This is a genomic window from Kitasatospora sp. NPDC001540 (assembly GCF_042894345.1).
GTDB classification, from domain to species: domain Bacteria; phylum Actinomycetota; class Actinomycetes; order Streptomycetales; family Streptomycetaceae; genus Kitasatospora; species Kitasatospora phosalacinea_C.
Genome location: NZ_JBIAVO010000012.1, coordinates 168,308 through 194,314 on the forward strand (window position 1 = coordinate 168,308; position 26,007 = coordinate 194,314).

General features: G+C 74.3%; 23 protein-coding genes and 1 tRNA gene. 11 read left to right on the forward strand and 13 right to left on the reverse strand.

Annotated elements, in window-relative coordinates; translation table 11 throughout:
- Window positions 1–207 precede the first annotated feature (207 nt).
- Window positions 208–1,209, forward strand: a complete 1,002-nt coding sequence (locus ACFY00_RS17235) for an NAD-dependent epimerase/dehydratase family protein (protein WP_388032258.1) — start codon at window positions 208–210, stop codon at window positions 1,207–1,209.
- 6 nt (window positions 1,210–1,215) lie between these two features.
- Here the strand turns inward: ACFY00_RS17235 and ACFY00_RS17240 are convergent, their stop codons facing one another.
- Complete coding sequence (locus ACFY00_RS17240) at window positions 1,216–2,304, reverse strand: family 2 encapsulin nanocompartment cargo protein polyprenyl transferase (protein ID WP_388032260.1); 1,089 nt, start codon at window positions 2,302–2,304, stop codon at window positions 1,216–1,218.
- Window positions 2,305–2,416: 112 nt separating this feature from the next.
- Window positions 2,417–3,823 (reverse strand): family 2B encapsulin nanocompartment shell protein, encoded by a 1,407-nt coding sequence (locus ACFY00_RS17245; protein WP_388032262.1) that lies wholly within the window; start codon window positions 3,821–3,823, stop codon window positions 2,417–2,419.
- Between the two features lie 381 nt (window positions 3,824–4,204).
- On the opposite strand from ACFY00_RS17245, the gene ACFY00_RS17250 reads away from it, so the two are divergent.
- Entirely contained in the window at window positions 4,205–5,302 is a 1,098-nt protein-coding gene (locus ACFY00_RS17250) for an ATP-grasp domain-containing protein (protein WP_388032264.1), read from the forward strand.
- 28 nt (window positions 5,303–5,330) lie between these two features.
- Here the strand turns inward: ACFY00_RS17250 and ACFY00_RS17255 are convergent, their stop codons facing one another.
- Entirely contained in the window at window positions 5,331–5,864 is a 534-nt protein-coding gene (locus ACFY00_RS17255; protein WP_388032265.1) for a methylated-DNA--[protein]-cysteine S-methyltransferase, read from the reverse strand.
- Window positions 5,865–5,952: 88 nt separating this feature from the next.
- Window positions 5,953–6,177: a hypothetical protein gene (locus ACFY00_RS17260; RefSeq protein WP_388032266.1), complete on the reverse strand. Its 225-nt coding sequence runs from the start codon at window positions 6,175–6,177 to the stop codon at window positions 5,953–5,955.
- Between the two features lie 178 nt (window positions 6,178–6,355).
- Between ACFY00_RS17260 and ACFY00_RS17265 the strand changes: the two genes are divergently transcribed.
- Window positions 6,356–7,711, forward strand: a complete 1,356-nt coding sequence (locus ACFY00_RS17265) for a chloride channel protein (protein ID WP_388032267.1) — start codon at window positions 6,356–6,358, stop codon at window positions 7,709–7,711.
- A 51-nt stretch (window positions 7,712–7,762) separates the two neighbouring features.
- On the opposite strand, the gene ACFY00_RS17270 is transcribed toward ACFY00_RS17265, so the two are convergent.
- Complete coding sequence (locus tag ACFY00_RS17270; protein ID WP_388032268.1) at window positions 7,763–8,740, reverse strand: hypothetical protein; 978 nt, start codon at window positions 8,738–8,740, stop codon at window positions 7,763–7,765.
- A gap of 675 nt (window positions 8,741–9,415) precedes the next feature.
- On the opposite strand from ACFY00_RS17270, the gene ACFY00_RS17275 reads away from it, so the two are divergent.
- On the forward strand, window positions 9,416–12,298 hold the full coding sequence (locus ACFY00_RS17275) for a BTAD domain-containing putative transcriptional regulator (RefSeq protein ID WP_388032269.1): 2,883 nt from the start codon (window positions 9,416–9,418) through the stop codon (window positions 12,296–12,298).
- Window positions 12,299–12,356: 58 nt separating this feature from the next.
- On the opposite strand, the gene ACFY00_RS17280 is transcribed toward ACFY00_RS17275, so the two are convergent.
- Window positions 12,357–12,707, reverse strand: a complete 351-nt coding sequence (locus ACFY00_RS17280; protein WP_388032271.1) for an SDR family oxidoreductase — start codon at window positions 12,705–12,707, stop codon at window positions 12,357–12,359.
- Window positions 12,708–12,716: 9 nt separating this feature from the next.
- On the opposite strand from ACFY00_RS17280, the gene ACFY00_RS17285 reads away from it, so the two are divergent.
- Complete coding sequence (locus tag ACFY00_RS17285) at window positions 12,717–13,100, forward strand: hypothetical protein (protein ID WP_388032272.1); 384 nt, start codon at window positions 12,717–12,719, stop codon at window positions 13,098–13,100.
- Window positions 13,101–13,139: 39 nt separating this feature from the next.
- Window positions 13,140–13,361, forward strand: coding sequence for a hypothetical protein (locus tag ACFY00_RS17290; protein ID WP_388032273.1), 222 nt, complete (start codon window positions 13,140–13,142; stop codon window positions 13,359–13,361).
- A 309-nt stretch (window positions 13,362–13,670) separates the two neighbouring features.
- Here ACFY00_RS17290 and ACFY00_RS17295 read toward each other — a convergent pair whose 3' ends face one another.
- Entirely contained in the window at window positions 13,671–14,084 is a 414-nt protein-coding gene (locus ACFY00_RS17295) for a winged helix-turn-helix transcriptional regulator (RefSeq protein WP_388032274.1), read from the reverse strand.
- Between the two features lie 122 nt (window positions 14,085–14,206).
- On the opposite strand from ACFY00_RS17295, the gene ACFY00_RS17300 reads away from it, so the two are divergent.
- Window positions 14,207–15,064 (forward strand): SDR family oxidoreductase, encoded by an 858-nt coding sequence (locus tag ACFY00_RS17300; RefSeq protein WP_388032276.1) that lies wholly within the window; start codon window positions 14,207–14,209, stop codon window positions 15,062–15,064.
- Between the two features lie 104 nt (window positions 15,065–15,168).
- Complete coding sequence (locus tag ACFY00_RS17305) at window positions 15,169–16,224, forward strand: hypothetical protein (RefSeq protein WP_388032278.1); 1,056 nt, start codon at window positions 15,169–15,171, stop codon at window positions 16,222–16,224.
- A gap of 152 nt (window positions 16,225–16,376) precedes the next feature.
- Here ACFY00_RS17305 and ACFY00_RS17310 read toward each other — a convergent pair whose 3' ends face one another.
- The 3 genes from ACFY00_RS17310 to ACFY00_RS17320 form a co-directional block, all read right to left on the reverse strand.
- A complete protein-coding gene (locus tag ACFY00_RS17310; protein WP_388032280.1) occupies window positions 16,377–17,618 on the reverse strand; it encodes a helix-turn-helix domain-containing protein in 1,242 nt (413 codons plus the stop codon).
- A complete protein-coding gene (locus ACFY00_RS17315; RefSeq protein ID WP_388032282.1) occupies window positions 17,615–17,935 on the reverse strand; it encodes a putative quinol monooxygenase in 321 nt (106 codons plus the stop codon). Before ACFY00_RS17315 ends, ACFY00_RS17310 begins: the two co-directional genes overlap by 4 nt.
- A gap of 444 nt (window positions 17,936–18,379) precedes the next feature.
- Window positions 18,380–18,453: transfer RNA gene (locus ACFY00_RS17320), tRNA-Thr, on the reverse strand.
- A 290-nt stretch (window positions 18,454–18,743) separates the two neighbouring features.
- Here ACFY00_RS17320 and ACFY00_RS17325 point away from each other — a divergent pair.
- From ACFY00_RS17325 to ACFY00_RS17335, 3 genes are all read left to right on the forward strand, one after another.
- On the forward strand, window positions 18,744–19,841 hold the full coding sequence (locus ACFY00_RS17325; protein WP_388032283.1) for an ABC transporter ATP-binding protein: 1,098 nt from the start codon (window positions 18,744–18,746) through the stop codon (window positions 19,839–19,841).
- A 209-nt stretch (window positions 19,842–20,050) separates the two neighbouring features.
- Window positions 20,051–20,488: a hypothetical protein gene (locus ACFY00_RS17330; RefSeq protein ID WP_388032284.1), complete on the forward strand. Its 438-nt coding sequence runs from the start codon at window positions 20,051–20,053 to the stop codon at window positions 20,486–20,488.
- 196 nt (window positions 20,489–20,684) lie between these two features.
- The gene (locus tag ACFY00_RS17335) at window positions 20,685–21,437 is read left to right on the forward strand and encodes an NDP-sugar synthase (RefSeq protein WP_388032285.1); all 753 of its coding nucleotides are present in this window, start codon (window positions 20,685–20,687) and stop codon (window positions 21,435–21,437) included.
- Between the two features lie 115 nt (window positions 21,438–21,552).
- Here the strand turns inward: ACFY00_RS17335 and ACFY00_RS17340 are convergent, their stop codons facing one another.
- The 3 genes from ACFY00_RS17340 to cysS all read right to left on the reverse strand — a co-directional run bounded on the left by ACFY00_RS17340 (window position 21,553) and on the right by cysS (window position 25,817).
- Window positions 21,553–23,196 (reverse strand): DoxX family protein, encoded by a 1,644-nt coding sequence (locus ACFY00_RS17340; RefSeq protein WP_388032287.1) that lies wholly within the window; start codon window positions 23,194–23,196, stop codon window positions 21,553–21,555.
- Between the two features lie 141 nt (window positions 23,197–23,337).
- On the reverse strand, window positions 23,338–24,330 hold the full coding sequence (gene rlmB / locus ACFY00_RS17345; protein ID WP_388032289.1) for a 23S rRNA (guanosine(2251)-2'-O)-methyltransferase RlmB: 993 nt from the start codon (window positions 24,328–24,330) through the stop codon (window positions 23,338–23,340).
- Window positions 24,331–24,422: 92 nt separating this feature from the next.
- Complete coding sequence (gene cysS / locus ACFY00_RS17350) at window positions 24,423–25,817, reverse strand: cysteine--tRNA ligase (protein ID WP_388032290.1); 1,395 nt, start codon at window positions 25,815–25,817, stop codon at window positions 24,423–24,425.
- Window positions 25,818–26,007 lie beyond the last annotated feature (190 nt).

Genomic DNA, 26,007 nt, shown 5'->3' on the forward strand with positions numbered 1-26,007 from the left:
GGGACCATTCAGACATACCGGTACACCGGGATGCTATGCGCTCCCCCCGCGATCAGCACTCCGGGCACCACCGGGACGCGCACCTGACCGGCCGTCCGACCGATCGTCCGACCGGCCGTCTGACCGGCCGTCTGCTCCTGGCGTAACCGCTCCGCTCCCGGTGAACGCGGCGCATGGACGGCCACCGCCCCGGAGACCCTGCTGGGCATGGACATCCTTCTGCTCGGCGGCTCCAAGTTCCTCGGCCGCGCCTACGCCACCGAAGCGCTCGCCCGCGGCCACCGCGTCACCACCTTCAACCGCGGCGTCAGCCGGACCGACCCGCCCGGCGTCGAAGCCGTCCACGGCGACCGCACCGACCCCGAGGACCTGCGGCGCCTCGTCGACGGCCGCCGGTGGGACGCCGTCGTCGACACCTCCGGCCAGCAGCCCCACGACGTCGCCACCGCCGCCCGGCTGCTCAGCGGCCGCGCCGGGCACTACGGCTTCGTCTCCTCGATCCACGCCTTCGCCGACTGGCCCGCCCGCCCCGTCGACGCCCACTCCCCCACCCTCGACTGCCCCGGCGACCTCCCGCCCGACCAGCCCTTCGCCAACGCCCTCAAGGCCGGCTGCGAACGCGCCCTCGCCGAGAACTTCGACGGACCCGCCGCGATCCTCAACTGCGGCCTGCTGATCGGCCCCCACGAACCCATCGGCCGCCTCCCCTGGTGGCTCGACCGGATCGCCCGCGGCGGCCGCGTCCTCGCCCCCGGCACCCCCGACAGCCCGCTCAGCCTCATCGACGCCCGCGACTTCGCCGCCTTCGGCCTCGACCTCGCCGAGCGGCGGGCCGCCGGACGCTACGTCACCACCGCGCCGATCGGCTCCGCGACGACCGGCGAACTCCTCGACGCCTGCCGCACCGCGACCGGCTCCGACGCCGAGTTCGTCTGGACCCCGGACGCCGACCTGCTCGCCGCGGAGGTCGCCCCCTGGGTCGAACTCCCGCTCTGGGCCCCCGACACCGAGGGCTGGCACGGCACCTGGCGGGCCGACCCCGCCACCGCCCTCGACGCGGGCCTGCGCGTCCGCCCGCTGCTCGACACCGTCACCGACACCTGGGCCTGGCTCGAAGCCGGGGGCCGCGCGGAGGTCGCCTACCAGCAGCTCGACACGCCGCTGGGGATCGACCCGGAGAAGGAGCGGAAGATCGTCGACGGGAGGTGACGGACCCTAGTACGCGCGGCGGGTGACGAGTTCGGCGAGGGCGAGGAGGTCGTCGGCGCGGGACGGGTCGGGGACGGCCGCGGCGAGGTGGGCGATGGCGGCGGCCATCCGGTCGCAGCTCTCGGTCTGGGCCCAGCCGCGGCCGCCGGCCCGGTCGACCGCGTCGGCGGCCGCGGCCAGCTCCGCGGGGCTGAGCGGGCGGCCGGAGGCGTAGAGGGCGGCGAGCTCGGCCCCGGCGGGGGTGCCGGAGGAGAGGGCGTGGACCACGGGGAGGGACTTCTTGCGGGCGGCGAGGTCGGCGCCCACCGGCTTGCCGGTGACCGCCGGGTCGCCCCAGATGCCGATCAGGTCGTCGATCAGTTGGAAGGCCAGCCCGATCTCGCGGCCGAAGGCGTCCATCGCGTCGGCGGTCGCCGCGTCCGCCCCCGCGTACAGCGCGCCGAGCGCGCACGCGCAGCCGAGCAGGGCGCCGGTCTTGCCCTCCGCCATGGCCAGGCACTCGGCGAGCGTGACGTCGGTGCGCTGCTCGAAGGAGCAGTCGGCCTGCTGGCCCGCGCAGAGCTCGACCACGCAGTCGGCCAGGCGGCGGACCGCGGCGGCGGCCGCCGGGTGCGGGTCCTCGGCGAGGACCCGCAGGGCGAGGGAGTGCATGGCGTCGCCCGCCAGGATCGCGCCGGTGGTGCCGAACACCCGCCAGGCGGTGGGGCGGTGGCGGCGGGTGTGGTCGCGGTCCAGGACGTCGTCGTGCAGCAGGGTGAAGTTGTGCACCAGCTCGACGGCGGTCGCGGCCCGTACCGCGTCCTGCGGGCGGCCGCCGACCGCGGCGGTCGCGGCGAGCACCAGCGCGGGGCGGATCGCCTTGCCCGCGCCGGTCGCGCTCGGGGCGCCGTCGGCCTCCAGCCAGCCCAGGTGGTAGCCGGAGACCAGCCGCATCGACTCCGGGAGGGTGTCGACGGCGGCGCGCAGCGCGGGGTCGACCACGGTGCGGGCCCGGCCGAGCAGGGCCATCGCCTCGGCGGTGTCGCGGCCGCCGTCGGCCGCCGGGTCCGTCGCGCCCGTGTCGTGCTGCCCGCGTTCGGGCACGGTGATGGCCATGGTGAAGTCCTCCCCCTCGACGGCCCCGGCTGCGGGGCGGCAGGAACGCGTGCGCTGACGGCCCGTCAGGCGGTGGGGCGGGCGGGCCCAGGACGGTGGGCCCGCCCGGTGGTCAGTGCTGCCAGTGGGCGACGTCCACGTTCTCCAGGACGCCGATGGCGTCGGGAACGAGGATCGCCGCCGAGTAGTAGGCGCTGACCAGGTACTTGACCACGGCCTTCTCGTCGATGCCCATGAAGCGCACGTTCAGGCCCGGCTCGACCTGGTCGGGCAGCGCGCCGGGGCGCAGGCCGATCACGCCCTGGTTGTCCTCGCCCACGCGCATCGCCAGGATCGAGGTGACGCCGTCGACCACTGGGATCTTGTTGCAGCTGAGGATCGGGACGCCGCGCCACCCGGGCACCGTCCTCCCCTCGAACTGGACCGTTCCCGGGTAGAGGCCGCGGCTGTTGCACTCCCGGCCGAAGGCGGCGATCGCCTTGGGGTGGGCCAGGTAGAACTTGGTGCTGCGGCGGCGGCAGAGCAGCTCGTCCATGTCGTCCGGGGTGGGCGGGCCGGAGCGGGTCTGGATCCGCTGGCCGTACTCGGCGTTGGCCAGCAGGCCGAACTCCGGGTTGTTGACCAGCTCGTGCTCCTGGCGCTCGCGCAGCGCCTCGACGGTCAGCCGGAGCTGGTGCTCGGTCTGGTCCATCGGCTTGTTGTAGAGGTCGGCGACCCGGCTGTGCACCCGCAGCACCGTCTGGGCCACGCTCAACTCGTACTCGCGCGGCTCGGGTTCGTAGTCGACGAAGGCGGTGGGCAGGTCGAACTCGCCCTCGTGGCCCGCCGACATGCCGATCGCGGCCTCGCCCTTGTGGGTCTGCGGGAGCTGCGAGTCGGCGATGAAGGCGAGGACCTGGTCGCGCAGCGCCTCGGAGCGGTCGACCAGCTCCTGGAAGGCGGGCCAGGCCAGCACCATCGCGGTGCCCGCGGTGGTGGCCTTCACGCTGTAGGGCCAGCGGCGGTCGGCGACGGTGAGCGCCTCGTCGCCGATGTGGTCGCCGTCGGCGAAGGTGCCCAGGACCGTCGGGTCGCCGTACTTGCCGGTGCCGACCTTGTCGACCTTGCCGTGCGCGACCAGGAGCACCTCGTCGATCTCGGTGCCCTGCTCGATCAGCACCTCGCCCGCCGCGAAGTCCCGCTGGACGAAGCGGCCGGCCAGCTCGGCCAGCAGCGCGTCGTCCGCGAAGCCGCGCAGCACCGGGACCTCGCGCAGCGTGGGCGGGACGACCGAGACCTCGCGGCCGGTCTGCACGAAGCCCACCCGGCCCCGGCCGACCGCGTACGACAGCCGGCGGTTGACCCGGTAGGTGCCGCCGGAGACCTCGACCCAGGGCAGCGCGCGGAGCAGCCAGCGGTTGCTGATCTCCTGCATCTGCGGGGCCGACTTGGTGGTCGACGCGAGGTTCTTGGCGGCCGCCACCGAGAGGCTGCTCTGAGGCCTCGTCTGGGGAATTCCGGCGGTGGTTTCGGTCGTCATTTTCGGAGGGGCCCCTGATCGCGTCGACGGCACGTTGCGATCACCATGCTGACGCCCGTTCAGGTGAGGCGGCAATCACTCGTGGGGGTGATTCAGGTGCGTGCGCGCAATGGTGCGACCAGCGCACTGGAGCGATCATCCTTCGATCCGCGCGCCTCGGCGGGAGAGGCGGACCCCGCCTCCCGCCGGCTTGTCGGGGGCCCTTCAGAAACCCCTTCCGGAGGCCCGTTCCGGGGCGTCCGCGCTGCTCAACCACCCCCTGTTCGAATCGCAACGGAACAGCGCTAAGGTGGCCCCCTCACCGCGTGGTGACCGCCGCCGCAGCGCAGGCGAACCGGTCGGTGACCTCCCATCGGCACGCCCTTCTCCAGGGAGACCTTCGTGACCGCGCCCGTCCGCGTCTGGCTGAACCGCACCTACGCCGAGAACGTCTTCTTCATCGACCTGCTGCGGGCCGCGCCGCGCCCGGTGCACGTCCTGGCCACCCACGTCGACCCCGATTCCCCCGTGCTCGCCGCCGCCGACCTGGGCGCCCTCGAACCGGACGGGCTGTCCGCCGAGGCCTACGTGGAATTCGCGCTGGAATTCTGCGCCCACCACGACGTGGACGTGTTCCTGCCCCGCCTGCACCAGTTGGCGATTTCGCTGCGCCGCCGCGAGTTCGAGGCGCTGGGCACCGCGCTGGTCTGCCCGCCCGCCTCCGCGATATCGCTGTTCGCCAGCAAGGTCGACGGCTACCGGGCGCTGGACGCGGCCGGGCTGCCCACTCCGCTGTGGCGGCAGGCCGACACCGCGTCCGAACTGCTCGCCGCCGTCGAGGAGATCGAGGCCACCGGCTCGGCCGCCTGCCTGAAGCCCGCCTCCGGCGCGGGCGGCGAGGGCTTCCGCGTCCTGACCCGCGAACCGTTCGGCCTGCACCGGCTCGCCGGGTACGTCGACGCCCGGGTCCAGCTCGACCAGGTGCTGTCCGCGCTGGAGCGGTCCGCCGGTCCCGCCGAGCTGCTGGTGATGCCCTACCTGGACGGTCCCGAGGTCTCGGTGGACTGCCTGGCCGAGCAGGACGGCCGGCTGCTGGCCGCGGTCGGCCGCACCAAGCAGGGCCGCCGCCGCGGCTTCACCGTCGACCCGGCCTACCTGGGGCCCGCCCGCCGACTGGTCGAGGAGTTCGGCGTCGGCCACCTGTCGAACGTGCAGTTCCGGCACGAGCGGGGCACCGGGCGTCCGGTCGTCCTCGACGTCAACACCCGGCCGTCCGGCGGGCTGCACCAACTCCGGCTGTGCGGGCTCAACCTGCCCGCCGCGGCCGTCGAACTCGCGCTCGGCATACGGCCGTTGCTGCCCGCGACGGACGAACTCACGCTCGGCGACTACACCTTGGTCTCCACCATCCAGGCGGTGCTGCCCCGGCAGTCCGCGGCCCCCGCACTGGAACGCATCGACGGCGCGGAGCGGCGGTCCGCCGCCACCGTGTCCGTGTAGCTCGCCGCGCGGCCCTCCGCGCGGTCGGTCAGGCCGTCGGCCCGGCCCAGTCCAGGGTCGGCGGCAGCACGCCCTCCAGGGTGAGCAGCCAGCGCTTGGTCTCCACCCCGTGCCAGGCCCCGCCGAAGCCGCCGAGGCCGTCCGCGGCCACCACCCGGTGGCAGGGGACCAGCAGCGGCAGCGGGTTCGCGCCCATCATCTGCCCCACCGTCCGGGCCGGGACGCCGGGTTCGGACGGTTCGGTGAACACCCCGCTGCGGGCCGCGAGTTCGCCGTAGGTGACGGTCCGGCCCCAGCCGACGGTCGCCAACAGGCAGCGCAGCACGGTGAGATGGGGGCCGGTGGCCCCGGACCAGTCGATCGGCAGGCCCAACTCCCGCCGCGTACCGGCGAAGTACTCGCCGACCCGGGCCCGCACCAGCTCCGACCGGCGTTCGTCGGTGCACTCCGGGACGGGGGTGTCGCAGAGGTAGCCGGCGGCGGCCACGCCCCGGTCCGTCACCCCGAAGCGCATCGGGCCGCTCGGCAGCGGGGTCGGGACGGTCACCCAGGAGAGCTGCATCCCTCCACTGTAGGGGGAGCGCCGTCAGGGGCTCGGACCCGCCGTTCCCCGAGCCCCTGGTGCGCGTAGCCCCTGGTGCGCGTGCTCGTCAGAGGTGGTCGCGGAGGTGGGTCGCGAGGGTGCGGGACCAGGTGGCGAGTTCGGCGCGGTCGGGGGCCTCGCCGCTGCCCATCGCGGCGAGCTGTTCGGTGGAGAGGCGGCCGCTCGCGGCCATCGCGGAGAGACCGGCCAGCAGGGCGGAGAGGCGTTCGGCGTCGGCGTGGCTGAGCATCACCAGGGTGTCGATGTGGCCGAGGGTCATGGAACCGGGCATCGCGTCCTCCTCGATCGGTCCGGACGGTCCTCCGTCCACCGTACGACCGTCGGGGTGAGGTCGCGCGGGGGCTCCGGGGGGGGCGTTCCTCGCCCGTTCGGACCACCCCGATGGCCGGGGGCCGGGGCGTCGTCGGACGGTCGGAGCAGGTGTGTCCGCCGGGTGACAGGGAGCGCAGATGCCAGCACAGGCCGCCGATCCGTCCCGGTCGCCCAGCCTGCGGGAGTTGCTGCGCAGCCCCGGGTACGGGCGGTTGCTGCTGGTGTCGGCGCTGGTCGGGGTGCCGGTCTCGCTGGCGGCGTTCGGCTTCGTCAGCCTGGAGCACGAGCTGCAGCACTGGGTGTGGGAGACCCTGCCGAAGGAGCTGGACTACGCGCGGGCGCCGTGGTGGTGGCCGCTGCCCGCGCTGGCGCTGGCCGGTCTGCTGCTGGCACCGATCGTGACGCGGATGCCCGGGCGGGGCGGGCACGTCCCCGTGCACGGGCTGGGCGGGCCGCCGACGCTGCCGGTGGAGGTGCCGTCGGTGGTGCTGGCGGCGCTGGCCGCGCTGCCGCTGGGTGCGGTGCTGGGCCCGGAGGCGCCGCTGATGGCGCTCGGCAGCGGGCTCGCGCTGCTGACGGTGAGCGCGGCCAAGCGGGCGTCCAGTCCGATGCTCGCGCCGCTGCTGGGGACGGCCGGGTCGACGGCGGCGATCGCCACGATCTTCGGGAGTCCGGTGGTCGCGGCGGTGATGGTGCTCGAGGCGGCGGGCCTGGGCGGCGCGCAGCTGACGCTGCTGCTGCTGCCGTGCCTGCTGTCCTCGGGGGTGGGTGCGCTGGTGTTCACCGGCTTCGGGCACTGGACGGGGCTGTCGATCGGCGCGCTGAGCCTGCCGTCGGTGCCGAAGGCGCACCTGCCGGACGCCGGGGACTTCCTGTGGGGGATCCCGCTGGCGGTGGCGGTCGCGCTGGTGATGGTGGCCGGGCAGACGGTGGGCCACCGCTTCGCCGCGTTCACGGCGCGGCGGACGGCCGTCCGCACGGTGCTGTGCGCGGTGCTGGTGGGTGCCTGCATCACCGGGTACGCGCTGGTGACCGGGCGTTCGCCGGAGGAGGCGGCGCTGTCGGGGCAGATCATGCTCGGGCAGTTGGCCGCGGACCCGGCCGGTTGGTCGGTGGGGGCGCTGCTGGCGCTGGTGCTGTTCAAGGGGCTGGGCTGGGGGGTGGCGCTGGGGTCGCTGCGCGGTGGTCCGATCTTCCCGGCGGTGCTGCTGGGCGCGGCGCTCGGGGTGGCGGCGGGCGGCCTGCCCGGGTTCGGCGTCGAGGCGGGGCTGGCGGCCGGGATCGCGGCGAGCGGCGCGGCGGTCACCCGGCTGCCGGTGACCAGTACGGTGCTGGCGACGGTGCTGCTGGGCGACCAGGCGGCGGATTCGATGCCGCTGCTGATCGTCGCGGCGGTGGTGGCGTCGGTGACCGCGGCGCTGGTGCACCGGGTGGCGGAGCCGTCCCCGGCGGCGGCCCCGCCGGCGGCGACCGCGGAGCGCCCGGGGGTGTGAGGGCGTCCGGGCTTGTGGGCGGCCGCTGACCGGGCCCGGGCCCGGGTCCGGTCAGCGGCCGCAGGTGCGGCAGGGCGGGCGGGTGGCGCGGCCGTAGGCGAGGGCGGCGGCGCCGAGGCCCAGGCCCCAGAGCCAGTAGGCGGGCATCGCGACCCACAGGAAGGACAGCGGCAGGTCGCCCGGGTGCGGCACCGGGTGGAGAGTCTCGCCGACGAGCTGGCCGATGCCGACGCCGAAGTACACCAGCAGCCCGGCGGAGACCGCGGCGGCCGGGCCCAGCAGCAGCCACCTGGGCACCCGGCGGCCGCCCAGCAGCGGCACCCGGCGCGGGACGTCCCGCCCCCAGCGCCGCACCAGGGACAGCGGCAGCACGGTGCCGGCCAGCACGAACCCGGTCTCGAACGCGGCGAGCGACACCGCCCCGGCGGTCCCCGGCGGGCCCGGGTCGCCGAACCCCAGCCCGTACTGGGCGAGGATCCGCAGCCAGCAGGACGCGACCGCCCCGTACGCCGCCCGGCGGGCCCAGCGCGGGGTGCGGGTGCGGGCGCCGGGGTCGTGCGGGCCGCCGGTGCGGCCGCAGCGGGGGCAGTCACCGTGCAGCCGCCGCCGGTGGTCGAGCGCGGCGGCGGCCAGCAGGACGGCGGTCGCGGCGCAGCCGGCCCGGCTGAGGAAGCCGGTCGCCGAGTGCGGGAGGTGCAGACCGGGCAGCAGGCCGCCGACCACGTCCAGCAGCAGGAACGGGCAGCCCAGCAGCAGTCCGGCGGCCACCGCGGCGGCGGCCGCGACCAGCGCCGGACGGTGGCGGCGGGCCCGGCGCAGGCGGTACGCGAGCAGCGCGGCGCCCGCGCACAGCGCCACCGCGCCCCAGCGGGGGACGACCAGCAGGTCGGTGCCGAGCCGCCCGAACGACGGGGCGCCGCCCAGCGCCCACCAGGCCTGCAGCGTCCCGTACCCGAGGGCGACGGCGGGCGCGGCGACGGTCGTGCGGGATGGGCGGGAGGGGCCGGACGGGTCGGGGCGGTCTGCCATGGCGTCCACGCTAGGGAGCGGCGGACGGGCGGGCGTCGGCCGTACGGAGGGGCGCGGGCGGACGGCCGTCGGCCGCGCGGAGGGGGGCGGGCAGGTCGCGGGGAGGAGGGTTCGGCTCCGCAGCAAGGAGGTTGACGGGGCGTCAGTTCGTCCGGCGGGAGGACGGCCGGGCGCGAAGGAGGCCAGGGGGCGCACGAGTTCCCCCCTGCCCGCGGCATCCGCCGCAGGCCGGTCTCGTGCGTCCCCGGGCCTCCGTCCAGCACGACGGTCCCCTCGTCCGCCGTCCTGTGCTTCCGCCGTCCGCTCCTGGTGGCCCCGGCGAGCGGCTGCCGTGGCGGGGAGCGGGGCGACGGGTCGCGGCCCGTCCGGAATGTCCGGGGCGTCCGATCGGGTCGCGGGTCGAAGTGGCCCGGCCGGTGCCGGCGGGGCCGGGTCGGGTCAGGACCAGCCGGTGTCCCGTCGGACGCGGCGGACGGGGGCGGTCGGGGTGCGGGTCATGCTGTCCTCCGTGCGGTGCCGGGCCGGAAAAGCGCCGGGACTCCGGCGGGTGGTCCGTGGTGCGACGGGTCAAGCCTGGATCGGGCCGATAATCGGCCGATAACATCCACCTAACGTGCGCCGACGAAGAGTCGGACGGGGAGCACGCGGACAGGGAGCACCACGGTGCGCTTCGGCTTGCTCGGAACTCTGACGGCCCACGACGGAACGGCCGACCGCCGGATCCGCGGCCCCAAGATCCGCACCCTGCTGGCCGTCCTCCTGCTGAACGCCAACCGGCCCGTCTCGCTCGACCGCCTGACCGACGCGCTCTGGGGCGAGGACGCGCCCGCCACCGCCGAAGCCTCGCTGCGCAACCTGGTCGCCCGACTGCGCAGGGCACTCGCCGACGAGGACGGGAGGCGACTGCTCGCCGCTCCGTCGGGCTACCGACTGGTCGTGGCGGAAGACGAGTTGGACACCCTGCAGTTCGAGTCGGCGATCCGCCGCGCCCGCGCCGCGCACGAGACCGGCGACCTGCCCGCGGTCCTGGCCGAGACCGCCGCCGCGCTCGACCTCTGGCGCGGCGAACCCCTCGCCGACCTCCCGGAGACGGCCGTGGACGGCGCCGTGCGCGAACAGTGGCGGGAGAGCCGCCTGCAAGCCCTGGAATGGCGCTTCGACGCCGAACTGCGCCAGGGCCGCCCGCACGCCCTGATCCCCGAACTCACCCGGCTGGTCGGCGAGCACCCGCTCCGGGAGGCCTTCCACGCCCAGCTGATGCGGGCCCTCCACCTGACCGGCGACCGTGCCCGCGCCCTGGCCGTCCACCAGCGCCTGCGGGCCGCCCTGGTCGAGGAGTTGGGCGTCGAGCCCGGGTCGGCCGTGCGGGAGGCGCACCGGCAGGTCCTCGCCGAACGCCCCGCCGCCCCCGCTGCTGCCGCTGCCGCTGCCGCCACCGACCGTCCGCGGCCTTCCCAACTGCCTGCCCCCGCCAGCCACTTCGTCGGACGCCAGGAACAACTGGACGCACTGCGCCGCACCCTGCTCGCCGCCTCGGACCGGCCCGCGGTCGCCGTGGTCAGCGGCATGGCGGGCGTCGGCAAGTCCGCCCTGGCCGTGCGCTGCGCCGACGCCCTGCGCACCGACTTCCCCGACGGGCAGCTGTTCCTGAACCTGCGCGGCGCCACCCCCGGCCTGACCCCGCTCAGCGCCCACGCCGCGCTCACCGCCCTGCTGCACGGCCTCGGCACCCCTCCCGGGACCGTCCCCGCCGACGCCGACAGCGCCGCCGCCCTGCTGCGCACCACCCTGACCGGCACCCGCACCCTGCTCGTCCTCGACGACGCCGCCGACGCCGCCCAGGTCCGCCCGCTGCTGCCCGCCGACCCGGGGTGCGCCGTCCTGGTCACCAGCCGCTCCCCCCTGCACACCCTGGACCGCGCCCTGCACCTGCGGCTGGACGTCCTCTCCGAGCACGACAGCATCGCCCTGGTCGAGCGCACCGCGGGCCGCGCCACCGTCGACCGGTCCGTCGTCGCCATCGAACAGGCCGACCTGGCCCGCCTGGTCCGGCTCTGCGGCAGACTTCCGCTCGCCCTGCGCATCGCCGGCGCCCGCCTGGCCACCCGCCGCGCCCTGCCCGTCCGCGGGCTGGTCGGTCGGCTGGAGGAGCACGAGGACCGCCTCGACGAACTCGAACTCGACGACCTGAGCATCCGCCGGTCGCTCGCCCTGACGTACGACTCGCTGCGCGCCTCCACCCGCCGCCCGGACCTGCGCGCCGCCGACGCCCTCGCCGCGATCGGCGCGATCGACCTGGCCGACTACTCCGCCCCGCTGCTCGCCGCCGTCCTGCGGATCACCCCCGCCCAGGCCGGCGCCGCCCTCGACCGGCTGGTCGAGGTCGCCCTGCTCGACGAACCCCGCCCCGACCGGTACTCCCCGCACGACCTGGTCCGCGACTACGCCCGCGAGCTCGTCCCCGACCCCGACGAACGCGTCCGGCACCTCCGGGCCGCACTCGGCTGGTACCTGTCCCTCGCCTCCCGGACGGCGCTCGCCCTCGACACCAGCGCCCACCGGATCCGACGGCTGCCGCCGGTGGACGAGGCCGACCGGCTGGACGGGGACGCCGCACTGGCCCTCGGCGACGCCGAGTTCGGCAACCTGTCGACCCTGGTCGAACGGGTCGCCGCCGCGCCGTGGGCCACCGCCGCCGAGGTCTCGCTGCCCGTCCGCGCGATCGCCCCGTACCTACGGGTGCGCCGACGCCCGGAGAGCTTCCGGCTGAACGAACTCGTCCAGCGCCTCGCCCTGCGCGACGGCGACCGGGACGCGCTGTCGTACGCGCTCAACGACATGGCGCAGGTGCACTTCGTCACCGGCCGCAACCTCGAGGGGATCGAGCTGATCGACCAGTGCCTCCCGCTGGTCGACGACCCGGAACGGCTCCAGTCGCTCCTGGGCAACCGCGGCCTCCTGCTGTCCAGCCTCGGTCGCACCGAGGAGGCGGTGGCCTGCCTGGAGCAGTCGCTGGCCCTCGCCGTCCGGGCCGGCGACCTCCGCGGCGAGGCCACCACGCTCAGCGCACTCGGCAACCTGGTGGAGGCGGAGGACCCGCACCGCGCCATCGCCCACCACCGGCGCAGCGTCGAGGCCGGGCGGCTCAGCGGGTTCGGCGACGCGGTCTGCGCCGGCCTGGCGAACATCGGGTTCGCCCACCTGCGCCTGGACGACCCCACCACGGCCCTGCACTACTTCGGCCAGGCCACGGCGTCCACCGAGTGGGTCGCGGCCTGGCACGTGGTGCTGGAGAACCGGCGCGGCCAGGTCGAAGCGCTCCGGCGCCTCGGACGGCTGGAGGAGGCCCTCGCCATGGTCCGCGACCTGCTCGAAGACGCCGCGGCCCTGCAGGACGCCTTCGCCACCGGCACGATCGAGCACACCCACGGCCTGGTCCTGCGCGACCTCGGCCGCCACGCCGAGGCCCGCGCCGCCTGGCACACCGCCCTGGCCGGGCTCGGCCCCTCCGGCCACAAGGCCGTCGCCGAACTGCGCGAACTGCTCGCGACGGGGTGAGCGGCGGCGCCGACTGCGGTGGCTGCGGTGGCTGCGGTGACGCACCGCGCCCGGGTGCTCAGAGCAGGGCGCCGTTGACGAAGGCGTTCTCCAGCAGGTGCGGCACGGACGCGGCGATGTCGTCCGGCTGCCCGATCCGGCCCACCGGCGTGGTGGCGGCCGCGGTCGCGAAGAAGGCGGCCCGGTCGGGCTCCGGGAGGAAGTCCCACAGCGGGGTGTCGACCAGGCCCGCGACCAGGACGTTGACCCGGACCGGGGCCGGTTCCAGGGCGAGCGAGCGGCCCATCGCGCCGATGCCGACGTCGGCGGCCGCGGTGACGCTCATCCCGGCGAACGGCTTGTAGCCGCCCGCCCCGGCCAGCAGGACGATCGACCCGTCCGCGGCCAGCCGCCCGTACGCGTGCCGCACCGCCAGCAGTTGGCCGACCAGTTTGGTGTCCGGGCAGGCCCGGATCGCGTCCGCGTCCTGGCCTGGAACCGCGGCCAGCAGGCGCTGTTCGGCGGCTTCGAACAGGTGCCGCCCGCCGTCCGCAACGTCCTGGGGCTGATGTTCATGTCCCCCGAACTGCGGGCCCCGCACGCCGACCGGGAGCGGGGCGCCAGACCCGAGTTCAGCGCTCTGTGGGAATGCCACGACCTGGTCGGCTACGCCCCGCGCAGCCGCACCTTCGTCCACCCCCGCCACGGCCGCCTCACCCTCGACCACGTCAAGATGCACGCCGCCGACGGAGCCCCCACCCTGGTCGCCCACCTCCTGCCGCCCGGCTCCGCGGTGGCCGCCGGGCGGTGCTGGTTCACTTGACCCGGCCCACGGCGGGGCCACCGAGGAACGGGGACGGGCATGGACGCAGTGGAACTCATGGACCGGCTGGCGGAGCGCGGCTGCAGCGTGGTCCTCAAGGCCGACGGCGAACGCCCGCCCGGCCTGCGCTGGATGGTGATCGCCTCCGGCGGCGCCCTGGGCGAGGACGGCTCCTTCCGCACCGACCGCCCCTCCCCCGAAGCCTGCCTGAACGCCCTGCTGGAACACCTGGAGGGCCGGAACCTCTTCCCCTTCGCCTGACGACGACGCACAGGACGCCGGACAGTGTCGAGTTCTGGGTGCCGTCGCCGAAGTCAGCACCGGTGCCGCCGGTGCGGGGTGACGATGTCGCTGGTGGAGTTGATGTTGTTGCCGCGGACGACTTCCGGCGCGGCGGGCGTCTTCACCGGTACCCACGCGTCGGTCGCGGTCCACTGGATGCCCGCCTGGTTGTCGGTGCAGCCTGCGGCCGTGGGGGCGTTCCACGTCGTGCACTCGCCGGGAGCTCGGGCCGGGAGCCGGTCGTGTCGGCGACTTGCGCGGTGTGGGTGCGGCCGTGGGGCGCGGGGCTCAGGCGGTGCGCTCGGCGCGGACGTCGTACTCCTGACGTGCGGCGAGGACTTCGCCGACGTGCTCCACCGACCACTGGGTGAGTACGCGAAGTGGTCCCCGCAGGGTCTGGCCGAGGGGGGTCAGGTCGTACTCGACGTGGGGCGGCACCTCGGGGTACACGGTCCGCCGGACCAGTCCGTCGCGTTCGAGCGTGCGCAGCGTCTGGGTGAGCATCTTCTCGCTCACTCCGGCCAGCCGCTGCCGCAACCGGGTGAACCGGCAGGCTCCGTGCTTGCCGAGTTCTCCCAGCACGAGCACCGCCCACTTGCTGCCGATCTGGTCGAGCAGGTCGCGCGAGGGGCAGCCGCGCGTGTACGGGTCCCACGGCGCCATGGGCTCCGTCACCTTCTCGGCGGTCGCCACTTCACTCACCTCGATACTTTCCCGTAGGTGGTTACCTTACCAGCAAGTGGCTACTTACTGATGGAGAGTCACCAGGTCAATCTGGGTTCGTCACGCCGCGAGGAGAGTTCGCGGCAGGAAGGGGCGATCCCATGTCCATCGTCGTCACCGGAGCCTCGGGCCAGTTGGGCAGGCTCACCGTCGAGGCGCTGCTGCGGCGCGGAGTCCCGGCCGCGGACATCGTCGCGACCGGACGGGACACCGCACGCATCGAAGACCTCGGCCACCGCGGTGTCGTGGTGCGCCGGGCGGACTTCGCGGAGCCGGACAGCCTCGCGGCGGCGTTCCGGGGAGCGGACCGGCTGCTGCTGGTGTCCACCACCACCGTGGACGAGCGGTCGGCCAACCACCGCCGGGCCGTCGACGCGGCAGTGGCGGCCGGCGTGTCGCTGGTGGCGTACACGAGCATGACGCAGGCCGACACGGCGACCAGCATCCTGGCCCGCACCCACCGCGCCACCGAGGAGTACCTGCGCGAACGCGAGGTCCCCGGCACACTGCTGCGCAACAGCTGGTACCTGGAGAACTACACCGCTCAACTGCCCCTGTTCCGCCGGAGCGGGACGGTGATCGGAGCCGCGGGCAAGGGCAGGATCAGCGCCGCGTCACGCGTCGACTACGCGGAGGCCGCCGCCGTCGTGCTGACCACCGAGGGCCACGCGGGCGCGGTGTACGAGCTGGGTGCGGACGAGGCGTTCACCCTGGCCGAGCTGGCGGAGGCGGTCTCGGCGGCCACCGGGGAGCCGATCGCCTACACCGATCTGCCCGCGGACCGGCTCAGCGAGGCGCTGACCGGGGCCGGCCTGCCCGCCGAACTGGCGCGCGTCCTCGCCGACGCAGACCTCGGGATGAGCCGCGGCGAGCTGTACACGGGATCCGGCGACCTCAGCCGCCTGATCGGCCGGCCGGCCACCGCCCTGTCCGACGCCATCGCCGCCGCGCTGCGCTGACCGTCCGCTCGCCCCCGCGCCCGTCGCGCCGGACCGCCGCGAGGCGCTCACCCCTCGTTCCATGACCGTGTACGCCCCTGCCATCACCCGGAAAGTTGCCGACCATGTCCTCCCGCACAGTCCCCCCGCGCACCGCGTACCGCCGCGCCGCGTCCGCCCGTACGACCGTCCGCGTCACGGGGCGGCGCGCGCTCGTCACCCTCACCGCCACTTCCGCGGCCCTGGCCGCGTTCACGCTTCCCGCGACCGCCGCCACCCCCGGTGGCCCCGCCCCCGCCCACGCCGCCCGGGGCGGGAACGGCGACCAGGCGATCACCCTCGACGGCAGCCGCGCGTTCCCCGAAAGCGTGGCGGCCGACCGCCACTTCGTCTACGCCAGCAGCATCGGCGACGGCACCGTCTACCGGGGACGCCCCGGGGCGACCACGCTCGAACCCTTCCTGCCGGCCGGCCAGGACGGCCGCACCCAGGCCACCGGCATCAAGATCGCCGGCAACCGCCTGCTGGTCGCCGGCGCGTTCACCGGGCGCTTCTTCGTCTACAGCACTTCCGGAAGGCTCGTCGCGGCCTACACCGTCCCCGACACCGGCGAACAGACCCTCGTCAACGACGCGGCCGTGGCTCCCAACGGGGACGTCTACATCACCGACTCCCTGCGCGCCGTGGTCTACCGGATCCCGGCCGCCGAGGTGAACGGCCCCGCCACCGGCGCCCACCGGACCCTGCGGGTGGCCTACCACCTGCCGGACTACGTGGCCGGCCAGTCCAACGGCAACGGCATCACCACCGCCCCCGACGGCACGTCGCTGATCATCGGCTACTGGTACAGCGGCGCCCTCTACCGGCTCGACCTCACCACCGGCGGTGTCCGCAGGATCGACGCACCGCCGCTGCCCAGCGCCGACGGCATCGTCCGGCAGGGAAACACCCTGTACGTCGCGCGTTCGGTGGACAACGAGGTCACCGAACTGCGACTGTCCGCCGGGAGCACCCGGGCGGTCGTCGTCTCCGAACGCACCTTCCCGGGCGCCGACACCACCACCGGCGTCGCCGTGAGCGGGGGCCGGCTGCTGGTGACCAACTCCCAGATGGACACCTACCTCTACGGCGAACCGCTGACCAGCCTGGCCTTCACCGTCGAGAGCCTGCCCTTGCGCTGAGGCCCGGTCGGGGACGCCCGACGCGCGCGGCGCGGGCTGCCGGGGTAGAGCACGAACAGGATGCCGTGCGGGCAACGCCGGTCATCTACCGGGCGAGTGCCGCGCGGCGCTGTGCGTCGCGCCTTGAACCCGTGGAGAAGGGTCGTACTCACTCACGCCCGGGCGTCGGCCCGCTCGGCGAGATCGCGAAGCTCCGGCGTCGCCGACCGGCCTGCGACCAGCAGCAGCTCACGAATCGTGGCTCGTGCCGTGACGTGGGTATGGAGCAGGTCCGGTGACAGCTCCTCCGCCTGGAGCAGGGCGCCCAGGGCTTCGCCGAGCTGTCGACGCTGCGTGCGGGCCCGGCCGAGGTCGAGAAGGAGCCGCGCCTGCCGCTCGGCCGAGAGCCCCGACGCGTCGATCCGCGCGCCGACGTCGAGCGCTTCGCCCGCGTCGCCGAGGTCGACCGCGATCGAGACGGTTTGGATCTCGACGTTGGTGGGCCCGAACTCCAGGTTGAAGTCGTTGCGGTCCTCGCCCGACCTACGGGCGATCCTCCTTGCGCGGTCGAGTTCTCGGCGGGCCCGCGGGCGGTCGCCGGAGCGCGCGCTGGACAGCGCCAGCACCAGGTGCAGCGAGCCCGTGACCGACAGGACCTCGGGGGTCGGGTCGCCCTCCCGGAGGTGCTGCTCCAGCGCGTGGAGGGCGGTCGTCGCCGAGTGGTCCGCCTGGTCGTAGTGCTTCAACCGGACGAATGCCTGGGCGAGCCGGAAGACGCCGGCGAACACCTCCAGGGGCCGGCCGGACTCTTCGGCGGCACGGATCGAACGGTCCGCGGCGATCCAGGCGGCATCGCCCTCGTCCTGGCGCACGAAGGCGGCGGACAACGCCTGGTAGGTCCGGCTGAGCTGGCCCCACAACTGGGGACGCTGGTCGGTGGGCGCCGTCCGGGCAGCGCGCTCGATCCTCGGCAGCAGCGAACCGAGAGCCTTGCTCAGCTCGGCGAACTGGTTGCCGTGGGGCATCTCCCACACCCGGTCGACCGCGGCCTGCAACTCGGCGACGGTCACCGGCGCCCCGGTGGGGCCCGCCGTCAGCAGTACCTCGGGCACCGGGTGACCCGAGATCAGCAGGCGAGCTTGGTCCGGGTCGTTCGACTCCTCCCTGGGCGGCACGGCCACAACGGCGACAGGCGCCGACGCGTCCGGCCGGAGGACTTGGAGCGACACGCCCAGGCCGTCGGCGAGCTTGCGGAGGACGTCGAGCCGGTTCACCGGCTGGATACCGCGCTCGACCTGCGAGAGCCAACTCGCCGTCCTGCCGATCTCGGCAGCGAGCTGCTTCTGCGTCAACCCGCGGGCCTCGCGCAGCTCGGCCACCCGCACCCCGAAGGCGCGTCGCTCCTCGGGCGTCATGCCGCCGCCGGCCCCTTCCCTGCCGTGGCGGACAGGAACGTCACGTCCACGCCGGACAGGTACTGCTCGCGCTGGGCGAGGAAGTGCTTGGTGTGGGGCTGCTGCTCGTGCTGCTCGAAGGCCTCCCGATCCGCGTAAAGCTCGTAGAACACCCGGACGTTGGGCTCGTCCGGAACCGCATGGACGACGTAGGCGAGCGTCCCGGGCTCCAGAGCCTTGATGCCCGCGAGTGTCTGCTCCACCAGGTTGTCGAAGGCCGCAGCAGCCGCACCGTCACGCAGCTCGAAGCGGACTACCAGGCCGAAACCGCTGGTCATGTTCCCTCCTCCTGCTTCTGTCCTCGCGCGAGGTTCGCGTGAAGTTCGCGCGAACCCAGGCTCGCAGAAGTTCCGCTTCGCAGTTGCCCGCAGAAGAACTGCGCCTGCTTTCATGGAGAAGCCGCTACGCAACGCACGGGCGTCGGAGCTGACTCAAGGAGCAGGCCCGTGGCCACTTTCAAGATCGGCCTCTCGACCGTGTTGGCACCATCCGGGCCGCGCTGATCCACCAGCGCACGAACAGCGGGCGGGACCGGGAGATCGTCGACCGCATGGGCGAGGCGGTCCGCCGGGAACCCGGCGAGCAGGATCCTCCGGGGGCGTCCGGCACGTCGGTGGCACGGCCGGACCGACTGCCCGCCCCGGACAACGACCGAGGGCCAGGCCGCCGGGAGAACCCCGGTGACCTGGCCCTTGTCGCACGTCTTGCGGCCTTGCCCGCTGAGCCCCCTGTCGGGTTCGAACCGACGACCCCCGCTTTACAAGAGCGGTGCTCTGGCCAGCTGAGCTAAGGAGGCGTGGTGGCCGTCCGCGGGATCCACGGCGGCACCAGTGGGCAGTGTACCGGGCGGGGGCTCGGGGATGCGGGTGGTTGGTGGCGGCGGCCGGGAGGACGGCCGGGGAGGGGTGTGACCGGATCGATGCGAACTCGGGGGCGGCGGAGGGCTGACAAAACGATGAACTGCCAGGTAGCGTCGCGGGGAGCCGTACCCGACGACTGTGGTCCAGACCGGTCGGGGGCGGTGGAAAACATCCGCCTTTACTCGGATCGTCCGGCACGTTCCTGCCGGTGAAGGAGAGAAGCACCATGGCTTCCGTGACGTACGACAAGGCCACCCGTGTGTACCCGGGTGCCGACAAGCCCTCCGTCGACCAGCTCGACCTGGAGATCGCGGACGGCGAGTTCCTCGTCCTGGTCGGCCCCTCCGGCTGTGGCAAGTCGACCTCGCTGCGCATGCTGGCCGGCCTGGAGGACGTGAACGAGGGCGCCATCCGCATCGGCGACCGCGACGTGACCCACCTGCCGCCGAAGGACCGGGACATCGCCATGGTGTTCCAGAACTACGCGCTGTACCCGCACATGACCGTCGCCGAGAACATGGGCTTCGCCCTGAAGATCGCCGGCGTGAACAAGGCCGAGATCCGCACCAAGGTCGAAGAGGCCGCGAAGATCCTCGACCTGACCCAGTACCTGGACCGCAAGCCGAAGGCGCTCTCCGGCGGTCAGCGCCAGCGCGTCGCGATGGGCCGCGCGATCGTCCGTCAGCCGCAGGTCTTCCTCATGGACGAGCCGCTGTCGAACCTCGACGCCAAGCTCCGCGTCTCGACCCGCACCCAGATCGCCTCGCTGCAGCGCCGCCTGGGCATCACCACCGTCTACGTCACCCACGACCAGACCGAGGCCATGACCATGGGTGACCGCGTCGCGGTCCTCAAGGACGGTCTGCTGCAGCAGGTCGACGCCCCGCGCGCGATGTACGACCGCCCGGGCAACCTGTTCGTGGCCGGCTTCATCGGCTCCCCGGCGATGAACCTGATCGAGGTTCCGCTGGTCGACGGCGGCGTGAAGTTCGGCGGCTCGATCATCAACATCGCCCGCGAGGACCTGGCCAAGGCCGGCAACGCGAAGAGCGTCGTGGTCGGCATCCGTCCCGAGCACTTCCAGGTCGTCCCGGCCGGCGGCCTCGAGGGCGTCGCGGTCACCGTCAACGTGGTCGAGGAGCTCGGCGCCGACGGCTACGTGTACGGCACCACCCAGGTGTCCGGCGAGGACAAGGACATCGTGGTCCGCGTGCACAGCCGCGAGATCCCGCAGCGCGGCGAGACCATCCACATCGTGCCGGTCGGCAACGAGCCGCACGTCTTCACCACCGAGAACGAGGGCGGCAAGCGCCTGAGCCGCTGACCCCGGCACCGGAGGGGCGCCGCGCCTGACGGCGGCGCCCGTCCCACCGCTCTTCCACGGAGCCCCCCTGCCCACGGCGGTCGGCAGGGGGGCTCCGGCGTTCTCCGGGTACGCTCCGTCAACCCGACGGCGGTACAAAACAGGACACCCGTCACCCGATGGGGTAACGCGGCGCTCCCGGCCCGCCACGCAGCGCTACGCTCCTGAGCGTGAAACAGCTCGTGCGCCGCATCGCCCAGACCGTTGCCCTCACCCTGCCGGTGATCCTGGTGACCACCGGCACGCTCGCCGTCACCCGCGTCCCGTGGGCCCCGCCGACGGGCCTGGACCAGCAGGTGGTCGCGGCCTCCAGCGGCGACGGCGCCATCGGCCGCACCTCCACCGCCCCCAACACCGAGGGCATGGCCCCGCAGGACGCCCTCCGGGTGGACCTGATGGAGGAGCTGAAGAACCACAACCCGGGGACGGCGCTCGACCTGCTGGAGCGCACCATGCGCGAGAAGCCCTCGCTGACCCCCTACTGCAGCCAGCTGGCCGGCGAGCTCGGCCGCGCCGCGGTGAAGAAGTACCAGGGCGACGTGCAGCGCGCCCGCTCCTTCGCCCGCCCGGTCTGCGACGGCTCGTTCGCCGCCGGCGCGGTCAACTGAGCGCTCCCTGGCCGACGGCCCCCGACTGAGCGCTCCACGGTCGGCCGCTCCCCGCCCGCCGCCCCACAGCCGAGCGCTCCCCCGCCGGCCGTTCCGCCACCGAGTCGCCAACTGGCGCGCCGGGCAAGGCCGTAGCCCCGGCGAGACGCGCCCACGGGCCCGTCCCCGGGCGGGCGGGCCCGCTATCGTGGCGTGCATGACAGCAGACACCACCGCCACCGTCCCGGGCGCCCCCGCCCCCGCCGTCACCCAGGCGGTGATCCTGGCGGGCGGTCAGGGCTCGCGGCTGCGGCCGTACACCGACGACCGGCCCAAGCCGCTGGTGGAGATCCCCGGCACCGGCAGGCCGATCATCGGGCACCAGTTGGAGTGGCTGGCCGCCGAGGGCGTCACCGACGTGGTGGTCTCCTGCGGGCACCTGGCCGAGGTGCTGCAGGAGTGGCTGGAGCAGGCCGACCTGCCGCTCCGGACCAGGACCGTGGTGGAGACCGAACCGCTGGGCCGCGGCGGCGGGTTGAAGTACGCGGCGGCCGCCCTGCCGCGCCCCGCCGAGCCCTGGTACGCCACCAACGGCGACATCTGGACCAGGTTCAGCCTGCGCGAGATGGCCGCCTTCCACCACGAGCGGGCCGCGGTCGCGACCCTGGCGCTGGCCCGGCCGCGGATCCCGTGGGGCGCGGTGGAGACCGACCGGTTCGGCAACGTGCTGGACTTCATCGAGGCCCCGCCGTCCCCGTTCCTGATCAACGCGGGCCTGTACGTCTTCGCGCCGGGCTTCCACGAGCTGCTGCCCGAGGTCGGCGACCACGAGCGCACCACCTTCCCGCAGCTCGCCCGCGACCGCCGCCTGGCCGGCTACCAGTTGCCGCAGGGCTGCTACTGGCGGGCCATCGACACCGCCAAGGACCTCACCGAGGCCGCCAAGGAGCTCGCCGCGACCCGGAAGTAGCCGGACGAAGCAGCCCGCGGACATCGAGAACCGCGGAAGGCCCCGCAGAACGGCGGTAGGGCCCCTCCCGCAACCAGGAGGGGCCCTACCGCCGTTCGCGCGCGCTTGCTGCCGGTCAGACGGTGCCCGCGGGCCGCTGCGGGCTCATGCCGAGCTCCAGCAGCGGCGGCCCGCTGCCGAGCAGCCCGCCGATCACGCCGTGCGTGGGCTGCGCGGTGCGCGGGGTGCCCGTGGGGGCGCCGCCGCTGCCGGTCCCGCCGGCCGAGCCGCCGCCGGTGGTGCCGCCCGAGCCGGTGCTGCCGGAGCCGCCGTGCGGAGGGGGCGGGGTGCTGCTGGTCGAACCGCCCCCGTTCTGCTTGGACTTGCTGCCGCTGCGGCTGGGCGAGGGCGAGGGCGTCGAGGAGGACGGGGCCTTGCTCGGGCCGGTGCTGGGGCTGGGGCTGGGCGAGGGCGTCGGCGCGGGTGCGGACGGCGTGGGGCCGCTGCTGGGCCAGATCGGGGAGCCGTAGTCCGTGGGCGGCCCGGCGGGCGCCTTGGTGTCGCCGGTGCGGACCGCCGCGCCCAGCAGCGAGCCGGACAGCAGGGTCAGGCCGACCACGACCGCGGTGACCACGCCGCGGCGGCGCAGCATCCGCCGCCGGACGGCGCCCGGCGCGGTGGGCCCGTGCCGCCGGAACGCCTCCAGGGCGATCCGGCCGTCCAGCGAGGCGAACGGGGCCCCGGCGATCAGCAGCGGGCTCCAGGCCGCGAGGAAGATCAGGTCGGGGGTGTCGTAGACCGGCACCGCCTTCCAGCTCACGGTGAACAGCAGCGCCGCGGAGAGCGCCATCGCGGTGCCGGCCGCGAGCCGCTGCCACAGGCCCAGGATGGACAGCACGCCGACCACGACCTCCAGGAAGGAGACCGCGAGCCCGGCGCCGACCGGGTGGGCCATCGCGAGGTCCAGCAGCGGCTGGGCGACCTTCCACGGGTGCAGCGAGGCGAGCCAGCGCATCATGGAGCCGCGCTCGCCGCCGTCGAAGTACACCGGGTCGCACAGCTTGCTGAACCCGGCGTACACCGACAGCGAGCCCAGCAGCACCCGCAGCGGCAGCAGCACCAGGCCGAGGTCGACCCGGCGGCCGGGGTACCAGGCGTGCTTGGAGCCCTCGCTGAGCGACGGCACCTCGGGCAGTTCGCCCTCGGGCTGCCAACTGCGGCCGGCGCCGATCCGGACCGACTCGTCCAGCAGCTCGGGGACGCCGACGTGCGGGGTCTCCCCGGGGCCGGTGGACCCGCCGCCCGGCCCGTGCTGCCGCGGCACGGCCTGGAGCTGCTGGGTGTCCTCGTCGGCTCGGCCGTTGGCGGGGGCGGGCACGGTGGTCAGCCGGACGGCTTCCAGCAGCTGGGTCGCGGCGGTGTCGCCGGGCCCGGCCTGGCCGCTCCAGGCGGTGACCACCCGGGCCTTGCGCCGGGGCGCCGCGCCGGTGACCGAGGCGGCGGTGATCCCGGCCAGCGCGGGCACCGACGACGCGGGCACCACGACCTGCGGGGTGACCGTCGGGCGGACGCCGCTCCGCAGGCCGTACGGGTCACCGAAGGCGGCACCGGCCGGGGCGTCGATCATCGGGGCCACCGGGGCGGAGAGCCTGACCCGGAAGCTGGCCTGGGTGCTGCTGAGCCTCGACGGGTCGGACGGCACCCGGACCGTGTTGAGGACCGGTCCGTCGTCTATCCCCGCGGGGCGCTGCCCGAGGCGCAGAGGTGTTCTGGTGTCCACACCCCTCTAACCGGGTGACGGGCCCCGAGGACACTCTCCCGGGTGGATTCCGGGAGGGGATTTGAAGTGATCATGGGAAAACCGACCGGGCCCGACCGGACCCGACCGGTTCCCCCACGAAAACGACCCGTCGCCGGGCGGTCAGCGCTTGGCGCGCAGCCGGGCGGCCTCGTACAGCACCACACCGGCGGCCACACCGGCGTTCAGCGACTCGGTCTGGCCGGGCATCGGGATCCGCACCAGCAGGTCGCAGGTCTCCGAGACCAGCCGGGACAGGCCCTTGCCCTCGGAGCCCGCCACGATCACCACGGGGCCGGTCAGCGCGTCCAGGTCGCCGATCTCGGCCTCGCCGTCGGCGGCCAGGCCGACCACCATCAGACCGGCCTTCTGGTACGCCTCCAGCGCGCGGGTCAGGTTGGTGGCGCGCGCCACGGGCAGGCGCGCCGCCGCGCCGGAGGAGGTCTTCCAGGCACCGGCGGTCATGCCGGCCGCCCGGCGCTCCGGGATCACCACGCCGTGCGCGCCGAACGCGGCGGCCGAGCGGACGACCGCGCCCAGGTTGCGGGAGTCGGTGACGCCGTCCAGCGCGACGATCAGCGCGTCCTGACCGGCGTCGGCGGCGCCCTCCAGCAGGTCCTCGGGGTGCGCGTACTCGTACGGCGGGACCTGCAGTACCAGGCCCTGGTGGTTGAGGCCGCCTGTCATCTGGTCCAGCTGCGGGCGCGGGGCCTCCATCAGCGGGACGCCGCGCTCGTTGGCGGCCTGGAAGGCCTCCCGGACGCGGTCGTCGGTGTCGATGAACTGCTGCACGTACAGGGCGGTCGCCGGGACGCCGCCCTGCAGCGCCTCGACCACCGAGTTGCGGCCCACCACCAGCTCGGCCGCGCCCGCGCCGCCGCGGCCGCTGCGGTTGGCCGCGCCGGAGCGGCGCATGCCCGCGCGGGACTTCGCGTCGCGCTCGCGCTTGAGCGCGGCGTTGGCGGCGCGCTGCTTGGGGTGCCCCTTGCGGGCCTCGCCGGGCGGGGTCGGGCCCTTGCCCTGCAGCGCCTTCCGGCTGTGGCCGCCGGTACCGACACTCGCGCCCTTCTTCGATCCGGGGTTGCGGCGGTTCCTGCGCTGGCTGTTGCCGGCCATGGCTGTACTTCCTGTCTCTGCGTCTGCTTCGTGCGTCGGGGCCGCACCCTTACAAAGGTACGGCCCCTGCACGCCCCGAAGGGCTACTGGTCCTACTGGTTGATCGTCCAGCGCGGGCCGGACGGGGTGTCCTCGATCGCCAGCCCGGCCGCGCCGAGCCGGTCGCGGATCGCGTCGGCGGTCGCGAAGTCCTTGCGGGCGCGGGCGGCCTGGCGCTGCTCGAGGACCAGCTTGACCAGCGAGTCGACCACGCCGGTGAGCTCCTCGCCCCGGCCGCCGTCCTGGGCCCACTGCTCGTCCAGCGGGTCGAGGCCGAGCACGCCGAGCATCGCCCGGACCTCGGCCAGCCGGGCCGCGGTCGACTCCTTGTCGTCCGCGCCGAGCGCGCTGTTGCCCTGCCGGACGGCGGTGTGCACCACGGCGAGCGCCTGCGGGACGCCCAGGTCGTCGTCCATCGCCTCGGCGAAGGCCAGCGGCACCTCGGGCGCCGGGTCGACCGGGCCGCAGCGCTCCACGGCCCGCTCGATGAAGCCCTCGATCCGGTTGAACCCGGTCTCGGCCTCGCGCAGCGACTCCTCGCTGTACTCGATCATCGAGCGGTAGTGCGGCCCGACCAGGTAGTAGCGCAGCACGATCGGGCGCCAGCGCTTGACCATCTCGGAGACCAGCACCGAGTTGCCCAGCGACTTGGACATCTTCTCGCCCGCCAGCGTCACCCAGGCGTTGTGCACCCAGAAGTTGGCGAACTCGTCGCCGAACGCCCGGGACTGGGCGATCTCGTTCTCGTGGTGCGGGAAGATCAGGTCGAGCCCGCCGCCGTGGACGTCGAAGGCGCTGCCGAAGTACTTGTGCGCCATCGCCGAGCACTCCAGGTGCCAGCCCGGGCGCCCGCGGCCCCAGGGCGTCTCCCAGCTCGGCTCGCCCGGCTTGGCGGCCTTCCACATCGCGAAGTCGCGCGGGTCGCGCTTGCCGGTCTCGTTGTCGCCGGAGGGCTGCCGGAGGTTGTCCAGCTCCTGGTTGGAGAGCCTCAGGTACTCGGGGAAGGTGGTGACCGCGAAGTACACGTTCCCGTCGGCCTCGTACGCGTGGCCCCGCTCGATCAGGCCGCGCATCATCTCGATCATCTCGGGCACGTGGCCGGTGGCGCGCGGCTCGGTGCTCGGCGGCAGGCAGCCGAGGGCGGTGTAACCCTCGTTGAACGCACGCTCGTTGGCGTACGCGATCTTCCACCACTCGGTGGACTGCTCGCGCCCCTTGGCGATCACCTTGTCGTCGATGTCGGTGACGTTGCGGACGAAGGTGACGTCGTAGCCGCGGTAGCGGAACCACCGCTGCATCACGTCGAAGTTCAGGCCGGAGCGGATGTGCCCGATGTGCGGCGGTGCCTGGACGGTGGGACCGCACAGGTAGATCGAGACACAGCCCGGCACCAGCGGGACGAAGTCGCGTACCTGGCGGGTCATGGTGTCGTACAGGCGAAGGCTCACAGCGACCAGGGTAGTGGGCGGCGGGGGGTGCCCCGCCACCTTCCGCCGCTTTGGCGTGCCCTCGTCCGGCCCCGGTTTCCGGGGCCCGCGCTCAGCTTGGCGTTTATCCACGCATGTCACTCGACCTGCTGATCTGCGGTTCTTCCCGGGACAGCAGAGGCGGCCGTTCTCCACGCTTCGAGGTGTCGAG

Coding starts and splice junctions, on each gene's coding strand:
- ACFY00_RS17315 (WP_388032282.1), bottom strand. CDS start 17,935: ATGACCAGCGGTTTCGGCCTGGTAGTCCGCTTCGAGCTGCGTGACGGT.
- ACFY00_RS17310 (WP_388032280.1), bottom strand. CDS start 17,618: ATGACGCCCGAGGAGCGACGCGCCTTCGGGGTGCGGGTGGCCGAGCTG.
- ACFY00_RS17235 (WP_388032258.1), top strand. CDS start 208: ATGGACATCCTTCTGCTCGGCGGCTCCAAGTTCCTCGGCCGCGCCTAC.
- ACFY00_RS17245 (WP_388032262.1), bottom strand. CDS start 3,823: ATGACGACCGAAACCACCGCCGGAATTCCCCAGACGAGGCCTCAGAGC.
- ACFY00_RS17290 (WP_388032273.1), top strand. CDS start 13,140: ATGGACGCAGTGGAACTCATGGACCGGCTGGCGGAGCGCGGCTGCAGC.
- ACFY00_RS17240 (WP_388032260.1), bottom strand. CDS start 2,304: ATGGCCATCACCGTGCCCGAACGCGGGCAGCACGACACGGGCGCGACG.
- ACFY00_RS17335 (WP_388032285.1), top strand. CDS start 20,685: ATGACAGCAGACACCACCGCCACCGTCCCGGGCGCCCCCGCCCCCGCC.
- ACFY00_RS17265 (WP_388032267.1), top strand. CDS start 6,356: ATGCCAGCACAGGCCGCCGATCCGTCCCGGTCGCCCAGCCTGCGGGAG.
- ACFY00_RS17255 (WP_388032265.1), bottom strand. CDS start 5,864: ATGCAGCTCTCCTGGGTGACCGTCCCGACCCCGCTGCCGAGCGGCCCG.
- ACFY00_RS17305 (WP_388032278.1), top strand. CDS start 15,169: ATGTCCTCCCGCACAGTCCCCCCGCGCACCGCGTACCGCCGCGCCGCG.
- ACFY00_RS17300 (WP_388032276.1), top strand. CDS start 14,207: ATGTCCATCGTCGTCACCGGAGCCTCGGGCCAGTTGGGCAGGCTCACC.
- ACFY00_RS17325 (WP_388032283.1), top strand. CDS start 18,744: ATGGCTTCCGTGACGTACGACAAGGCCACCCGTGTGTACCCGGGTGCC.
- ACFY00_RS17270 (WP_388032268.1), bottom strand. CDS start 8,740: ATGGCAGACCGCCCCGACCCGTCCGGCCCCTCCCGCCCATCCCGCACG.
- ACFY00_RS17260 (WP_388032266.1), bottom strand. CDS start 6,177: ATGCCCGGTTCCATGACCCTCGGCCACATCGACACCCTGGTGATGCTC.
- rlmB (WP_388032289.1), bottom strand. CDS start 24,330: ATGGCCGGCAACAGCCAGCGCAGGAACCGCCGCAACCCCGGATCGAAG.